General features: G+C 32.7%; 5 protein-coding genes and 3 pseudogenes. All 8 read right to left on the reverse strand.

Features of this window, described 5'->3' with window-relative positions; genetic code table 11:
- Positions 1 to 137: 137 nt before the first annotated feature.
- Positions 138 to 1,217: a variable large family protein gene (locus U881_RS0105990; RefSeq protein ID WP_407637307.1), complete on the reverse strand. Its 1,080-nt coding sequence runs from the start codon at positions 1,215 to 1,217 to the stop codon at positions 138 to 140.
- Between the two features lie 434 nt (positions 1,218 to 1,651).
- The gene (locus U881_RS0105995) at positions 1,652 to 2,680 is read right to left on the reverse strand and encodes a variable large family protein (protein WP_038363871.1); all 1,029 of its coding nucleotides are present in this window, start codon (positions 2,678 to 2,680) and stop codon (positions 1,652 to 1,654) included.
- A gap of 808 nt (positions 2,681 to 3,488) precedes the next feature.
- Complete coding sequence (locus U881_RS0106010) at positions 3,489 to 3,695, reverse strand: variable large family protein (RefSeq protein ID WP_024653601.1); 207 nt, start codon at positions 3,693 to 3,695, stop codon at positions 3,489 to 3,491.
- A 670-nt stretch (positions 3,696 to 4,365) separates the two neighbouring features.
- Positions 4,366 to 5,379, reverse strand: a pseudogene (locus U881_RS10905) (variable large family protein).
- Between the two features lie 228 nt (positions 5,380 to 5,607).
- The gene (locus U881_RS0106025; RefSeq protein WP_152520691.1) at positions 5,608 to 5,790 is read right to left on the reverse strand and encodes a hypothetical protein; all 183 of its coding nucleotides are present in this window, start codon (positions 5,788 to 5,790) and stop codon (positions 5,608 to 5,610) included.
- Positions 5,791 to 5,934: 144 nt separating this feature from the next.
- A pseudogene (locus U881_RS10910) lies at positions 5,935 to 7,031 on the reverse strand (variable large family protein).
- A gap of 563 nt (positions 7,032 to 7,594) precedes the next feature.
- Positions 7,595 to 7,861 (reverse strand): annotated as a pseudogene (locus U881_RS13775) (variable large family protein); the annotation flags it as partial.
- Positions 7,862 to 8,442: 581 nt separating this feature from the next.
- Positions 8,443 to 8,571, reverse strand: coding sequence for a hypothetical protein (locus tag U881_RS13555; RefSeq protein WP_268744138.1), 129 nt, complete (start codon positions 8,569 to 8,571; stop codon positions 8,443 to 8,445).
- Between the last annotated feature and the right edge of the window lie 110 nt (positions 8,572 to 8,681).

Genomic DNA, 8,681 nt, shown 5'->3' on the forward strand with positions numbered 1-8,681 from the left:
AATAAACCGAATATTTTTAATTAGAACATACACCAATAAAATACTATTAACAAAAATAACACCTCCCTCACGATTACAGAGAGAAGTGTGCACATTACATTTACATATACATATTTATTAATCACCGTTTATACTGTTTATTTAGTAGCTGGAGTTTGAGTAGTATCAGATTGACTAGCCTCATTTCCACTAGTCTCAGAATATTTTATTCCTTGAAATACTTCTCTTACTTTCTCTAAATTATTTGCTACTGTTTTCTTAATTATTACATCCAATATCCCTAATACCTTATTTACCGCACTTACTCCTGCTGCTTTAACCCCTACAACTTCATTAGCAGCAGCACTAAGTTTACCACTCTTAGTCATTGCCTTTAGAGCTACGGCAGCTGCTAGATCGGCATTACTCTTTGCCCCAGTATTAGCGTGCTCAGCAATTTTAGTAGCTAGTGCTCCTGCTTCATTATTATTGTTAGCAACAAGTTCAACACCAGTCTTAGCATTTTTAATCTTATCTATCATTGCCCATGGATCTGCTTTTGATACCTCATCTGCTAGTTTGGGACCAGCTCCAGCAGCAGGAGCAGCACCACTTTTTGCAAGAGCTGCTCCTGCAGTATCATCACCATTATTTACTACAGTGCCAGCAGTTCCAGCTTCAATCTTCACTCCAGATTTTTCTGCTATTTCAATAATATTTTTAACTTCTGCAATTATAGAGTCAACTCCAGCCTTTTCAGCAGCTACCGCAGCACTAGCACTAGCAGTATCACCAATATCAGCACTATCATTAGTTACACCAGCTAATTTGGTTAAAGCAACAATTAATCGTTCAAAAACATCATTTGCTACTTTAATTGAATCCTCCACTACTTTAATTGTAACCTCATTAGCGTCCCTTGCCCCAGAGATTCCACCTGCTAACTCTTTTAACTTCCCATTAGTCACTTCCAAACCTTTTTTTATCTTCTCAAAATGTTTCCCTACCTCACTTTTCTTATCCCCCGATTTAACTGCAATAAGCCCTAATGCATCACCAATAGCATTCCTAAAAACGCCAAAAATGTCCTGAAATCCTTGCCCAATCTTAACCAAAGAATTTAAAAAACTATTCTTCTTCTCTAATCCCTCTTTTTCTGCTACTAACCCACTATTACATCCCATCATCCCCAAAATAATCATAATAATAATCAAACTTCTCTTGATCACCTCTCCCATCTTCCCTATTCCCCCTCTCATATCTTCTTCCCTTCTTATTTCTCTAATTCCTCTCATCTTTCCCTCCTTAATCAACTCTTTAATTCCCCCCAATCTTTAAATCCTCAATTTAAGCTCCCTTCTCTTCCCAATCCCAAATAAAACCTAATCCCTTCTCAAAAAAGTTCATCCCTTCTCAAAAAAGTTACTAGTCTTATTTTTACTTCCCTTCTCTTATTTTTACTTCCCTTCTCTCATTTAAAGAGTCTCTTCTTCTCTGCCTTAAAATTTACTTCAACAGAAAAAACTAAAGAAAAATAATGGAACGCACACATGATAAATGAATGATTAATAAAAAAACATCTCCCCTGTATGCCTTATAAAAAACAAAAGAACAAGAGAAATGTTTCCTTTAAACTACTTTTTTTACTTTACTAATTTTTGTCAATAATTATTTATTGTTGTTCACTATTTGCAGCTTCTGCTGTTTTATCTTCTTGTTTAACTTTAGCTAGTACTTCATTTATCTCTTTTAAACCATTATCAACAGTATTTCTTATTGCTATTATTAGAGTACTTAATGCCTTATTTACTGCACTTGCTACTGCTCCATTTACTGCATTAACCGTTTTACTGTTAGCATCATTATTCTTAATAGCAAACTTACCTTCCTTTGCCATTGCCCTCAATGCTATCCCTGCTGCTATCACTGCATCTTTTTTTGCTGCATTAAAATTTTTATTATCTTCACTGCCAGCTGCAGCAATGTCTGCTGCACTCTGCGCAGTTTCAATCTTAGGATCATTAGAAACTGCATCAGACTTAGCTATTGCTTGCAATATATCTGCACCACTTACTGCCCCTATTGTTGCACTTGCTGCTGCTGCATGTTTCTCTTCACCACCATTATTTTTTTGACCAAGTAATACACCAATCGTCTTTTGTTGTTCAACATCAGTTTTAGTAAAATCTGAATTGCCTTCATTCTTTTTTAATACAACTGAAACAATATCCTTAATTCCCTTAACAAATGAATTAACTGCATCTTTATTAGCAGGAACAGCATCTTCATTTTGTTTAGAATTCCCTATTGCATCACTACCTATAGCACCCCCAGCCGCTTCCTTTGCTCCTTCTTCAATCTTACCTATCTTACCAATAAATTCTTCAACTTTCTCTTTCACTTTCGGATAATTCCCATATTCTCCTACAATTTTCCCCAATTTCTCTTTTACTGTTTTCATAGTATTCTCAATCTTAGTAAAATAAGCCCCAATCTCACTTTTTTTAGTATCTGCCTTTATTCCTAATGTATCTGTAATCATATCCCCAAATGCCACAAAAACATCCAAAAATCCTTTCCCTAAATTCGCTATTGAACTTAAAAACTCATTCTTCTTTTCTAGCTCCGCTACTCCATTATTACATCCCATAACTCCCAAAATCATAATAATAATCAAACTTCTCTTGATAACCTTCTTCATCTTCCCACTACCCCCTCTCATTTCTTCTTTAGTTTTTATTTCTCTAATTCCACTCATCATAATTTTCCCTCCTTAATCAACTCTTTATTCCCCCCAATCTTTAAATCCTCTTATTTAAAGCTCCCTTCTCTTCCCTTTCCTCACTAGCTCATCTAAATAAGCCCTTCTACATAATCTCATCTAAATAAGCTCTCCTCACTAATCTCATCTTCCTTCTAAAAAAAGTTACTCAGAATACATACTTCCTTCTCTTCTTTTTCTTCTCTTATCATTCCTTCCTTCTCTTTTTATAAGTTCCCTTCTCTCTTTTATTGAGTCTCTTTTATCTTTTTTATTGAGTCTCTTCTTCTCTTTTCTATCAACTTTACTACAACAGAAAAAACACAATAAAAACGAACGAATAATATATAAATTGAAATTAACTTGCTAAAAAAACAAATGAGAAATGTTTAATAAAAAATACTAAAACGCCAAAAAGAAAAACAATTCTCCTATAGAAAGAAAAATATGAAACAAATTCAATTTATTTATCTCTTACTTAATGAAGATTGACGAAATATGAACTGAAAGTACTTCATTTACTAATGAGAAATTGGATTGGCTGAATGCATGGCTTATCGAAAGGTTTATAAATGCTGATGATGTCTTCAATGCTAGAGATGCAATCATAACAGGAGGTATAGCGTTAAAAGCTATAGCTAAAATGGTAAATTACCTGGTGGCAAGACTGATAGTCATAATTTATATAAGCACTTCCCAAATAATCTTTTAGCTTGAAAACATAAGAATTTAATTTCAAGTATCTTATTTACTTAATCTTATTTTTTATTTTACTAAGTTTAATTTGTAATATTTGCATAATAATTACGTCAAGAACACCTAACACCTTGTTAACGGATTTAACTGCAGCTTCTTTGACTTTTTCAACATAATTACTATGTTTGGTATTATCATCACCCTTATAATCAGCAAATTTACCATCCAATTCAATGGAAGACCAATTTAAATAAGGCATGGTTTGACCTTGAAAATACTATTAATAAAATTAATACTGCGATAAGCAAATTGAAAAGTACAAAATGGTAAAAATAAAACAATAACTAAATCCACTCATTGTTTTATACACTCTATTGCTATATAGTTGTCCAATAAAGGAAGCATTTGCAAAAGATACAAAAGAAAAATCTGATGATCTAATTAACAAGGCACAATCTATCTTGGATAATAAAACCCAAGCTAAAACTGATAAAGTAGATAAAAAAACCTTTCAAGAAGCCCCAAAAAACGTAGTAGAAAAACTATAGCAAGAAAAACAGCATCACCACAAGACAACAGCTCCACTTCTAAGGTTGATACTAATACTGTCAATGATTTATTAGGTGCAGAGTCTCTAAGACCCAACTCATACTTCAAAAAAAAGAAAGAAGAAATTACCTATTCTTATTGCAAACGGTCACGATTCACCCCCCCCTAGCGCAGTCAAGAAAAGAAAGAGAATATCAGACAGCAAAGTAAAAAATACAATTTCTACAATCAATTCAAGCAACGAAATATCTCTCTATTAAACAAAAACCCTTTACCCCTATAAATTATTTAAGGAAAACACATCTTTTTTATAAGAGTTGTTTTCGTTTTGTTTTTATCTACTTCTTTTCATTTTACTTAATTATTTATTTTCTATCCAATTATTTTCCTTCAGATGTGTTCTTATCAAAAGTTACAGGAGTATCACTTGCATTTATTTTAATTGCTTCTTTTACTGTTTTAAGTCCTGCATCAACTGTTTTTCTTATTGCTACAGTTAATGTATCTAATGCCTTAGTGACTACACTTACTGCTGCTCCTTTAACTGCATCAGAAACATCTGCATCACTACTATTAGCAAACTTACCACCCTTAGCCATCGCTCTTAACGCTATACCTCCTGCTATAACCGCATCTTTAGGGGAAAGAGCAATATTAGCATTAGCATCATTATTTTCAGCTAACTTAGCTGATTTACCATTATCTTTAATCATAGCTTGCAGGATATCAGCACCAGTTACCGTCCCAACTGCTTTGGCTGCATCAGTAACAACTTTTTTGGCATTAGCTTGAGCTCTCCAACAGCACCATTACCAGTAACAAATAATTTAGCTGCTTCACCATCAGCAGCACTGCCATTAGTTCTTGCAGTAGAACCATCTGAAGCTTTTTTATCATCTCCCGATTCATCACTTCCCAAACCTTTAAGTGACACATCTACTATTGACTTAATTCCCTTTATTAAATTCGTAACATTCCCAGCAGCACCAGCGTTATTCTGAGCAGCAACATTACCAATTAGTTCATCACCATCAGTACCAATAGCCTTACTAGCAGTTTTAGATCCATCAATAATCTTATCAAGAATTTCACTAACAAATTTCTTTACTGAACTCTCTACTCCAAGCGCATTAGGATTCCCTGCAGTTTTCATGTCAGCAACAATTTTTTCAAGCTTATCCTTTGTCCCTTGCACAGTCTCCTGCACTGTCTTAAAATATTTCCCAACATCAGACTTCTTACTATCCCACATTCAACCCAAACACACTCCCAACAATATCCCCAAAAGAAGTAAAAACACTGATAAAATCATTACGCAAGCTAACTAAAAACTGTAAAAATTTATCCTTCGACTTCTCTGCTTCTAATAACCCATTATGATATCCTATCACCATACCTCATATTGAGTTCTGATGCCTAAAAAATGAACAAAAAAATAGATAGACTATAAATCAATGATCAATAAAAACATAAAAGAAATGAATTTAACAGATATCAAAAACTAAAATATAGTAAATTAATAATCCATTCTTCGCTTTCTCTGCTTCGTTTACTGCACTATTAAGTCTTGATTCGTAATTACGAGTTTTTCTTTTAAATAGCCATCTAATACTCCCGATATCTCAAATTCTTTTTGAGGTACCACTACGATCAAAAACAGTTCTAATGTCACCTATATCAGCATCATAATCTGCTTTTATTTGATTTTTTATTGCTACTAATTTCTGCTTTTCTCTTCCAAGTACAGCAAATTGTTCATAAAAAAAACACAAATATATCTTTACAAAATTTATAAATAATTGCAAACACATTTATCATCAAATATCCAACAATAACAAATCTTAAATGAATAGAAAAAGAGAGCTTATCTCTTAAGCTCTTCTCATTTCTTCTTTTACATAAACATTTATGTTTACAACTAATTACCTTAATCTGATATTTACTAATCTCTACTTCTTAGTTTTCTCAGGTTTAACATCGCTACCATCAGGAATTATCGGAGTAACATTGACATTAATCTTCATCGCTCCTTTAACTGTTTCAAGTCCTAAATCAATTGTCTTTCTTATTGCTATTGTTAACGTATCTAATGCCTTAGTCACCGCACTTATTGCCGCACCTTTAACTACAGTAGTAATAATTCCTTGAGCATCAGCATCACTAGCATTAGAAAATTTACCACCTTTTGCCATTGCTCTTAATGCTATACCTCCTGCTATAGTTGCATCCTTAGGCATAGTAGCATTACCAGTTGTTTCTTTAGCTAATTTAGCAGCATCACCATTATCCTTAATAATAGACTGCAATATATCAGCACCAGTCACTGCTCCAACTGCCTTTGCTGCATCAGCCGCTGATTTCTTTGCATTTTCAGCAGTACCTGCATTAGCAGTAGCAAATAACTCTTTCCTGCCTCACCATCACCAGCATTGCCATTAGTCCTTGAAGTAGACCCATCTGTAGCCTTTTTATCAGTACCAGAATCAAAACTTCCTATACCTTTAATTACCACATTTACAATCTTTCCAATTCCTTCACTAAGAGACTTAATTGAAGCTCCTTCAGCAACAGCACCAGCTCCGCCATTAGGTTCAGCAACATTACCAACTAAATCATCACCTGTAATACCAATAGCCTCACTAGCAGTCTTAGCCCCCTCTATTATCTCATCAAGCGTCTCACTAACTAATTTATTTACTGCACTCTCTACTCCCGCCGCATTCGGATTCCCTTCTCTTTTCATATCAGCAACAATATTATTAAGTTTATCCTTTGTGCCTTTTACAGTATCATGCACTGTCTTAAAATATTTCCCAACATCCGATTTCTTAGAATTAACATTCAATCCCAACACACTCCCAACAATATCGCCAAAAGAAGTAAAAACATTCAAAAAATCATTCCCTAAATTAACTAAAGCCTGTAAAAACTCATTCTTCTTTTCTAGTTCAGCTACTCCATTATTACATCCCATAATTCCCAAAATCATAATAATAAGCAAACATCTCTTGATAATCGTCTTCATCTTCCCACTACCCCCTCTCATTTCTTCTTTATCTTTTATTCCTCTAATTCCTCTCATCATAATTTTCCCTCCTTAACAAACTCTTTAATCCCCCCAATCTTTAAATCCTCAATAATTTAAAGCTCCCTTCTCTTCCCTTTTCTCTCTCACTAATCTCATCTAAATAAGCTCTCCTTCCTTCTAAAAAAAGTTACTCAGAATACATACTTCTTTCTCTTCTTTAAAAGTTCCCTTCCTTCTCTTATCATTCCTTTCTTCTCTTTTTATAAGTTCCCTTCTCTCTTTTATTGAGTCTCTTCTTCTCTTTTCTATCAACTTTACTACAACAGAAAAAACGAAAAAAAATGAATAAATGATAGACACACATGATAAATGAATGTCGAATAAAAAATATAAAAGAAATATATTAAATCACTTAATTTATGACTTCAAAAAGAATAAGAGAAGTATTTTCCTTAAATAACTTTTTTATTTTACTAATTTTTACCTATAATTATTTATTATTGTCCACTAATTACTACTTCTACTGTCTTATCTTCTTGCTTCAATGCAGCCAATATTTCATTTAGCCTTCAAAACAATTTCAATAATTTTTTAATTTCTTTAACTAAAAAGTTAACACTTTCCATATTAGCAGCTTTGACATCAACATTTTTAACAGCATTTCCTATAAAATCACTACCACTAGCACCAGAAACCGCAGTTTTTTTCCTTCTTGCAATCTTATCGATAGTTGTGATAAAAGCAGCAACCTTTTATTTTATCTTTTCATAATTCCCATTCTTCTCTAAAATCTCATTCAATTTTGCTTTCGTTGTTTCCATAGTACCAGCAGCAATATCACTAAAATACTCCTATCCCTCTTCCTTCTCCCAAAGCAAGAACAAAAATGAAATAAAAATGAAATGTACCTATCAAACAAACACACGATAAATATTTAACAAGACGCCAACACTATAACAACATTAAATCCTAATTCATCCCCAATTGCATTACCAAAAATGCCAAAACCTCATAAATACCTTCTACTATCCTAACCAATTACTCTAAAAAATTATTCCTCTTCTTTACTGCTAAAAGTACCCACTTCCACAAAATATCAATAATAATCAATTCATAATTATTATCTCTATTCTTTCTTTTCTTCATTGCTTCTTGCCTCCTGATTTTTCTCTTCTAAAAGTAACAAAACAGTTAATAAACTTTTAATAAGAGAAAAACAAAAGCTAGTAAAACTAATATCCTAGATTTTTTCTTTTAATCATAATTAGAAAAAGGTTAGCTAAACAAGGTTTTCAATGGTTACTGAACTATATTTACACCATATTTATGGTACTAAAACAAAATACAAAAAAAGAAAAACTACTCACTCCCATAAATAGAGAGTAGTGCAATGTTTTCCTTTATTAACTTTATTTTTTAGTTTAAGGATTTATTTAGTAGCAGTAGTTTGAGTAATACCAACTTCTGAAGTATTAGTTCCAACAGCATCAAAATATTTTATTCCCTTAACAGCTTCTCTCACTTTCTCTAGATTATCCGTAAATTTATATAAAACCAAAGGCCCCCTTAATAAGAAAGCCTTTTTTATTTCTATGACTTTATTACTGTGTATTAATTAATTTACTGATCTTATTCAAGATTATTTTTTATCAGAACTAGATACAGTCT

It is taken from the genome of Borrelia persica No12 (assembly GCF_000500045.1).
Classification (GTDB): domain Bacteria; phylum Spirochaetota; class Spirochaetia; order Borreliales; family Borreliaceae; genus Borrelia; species Borrelia persica.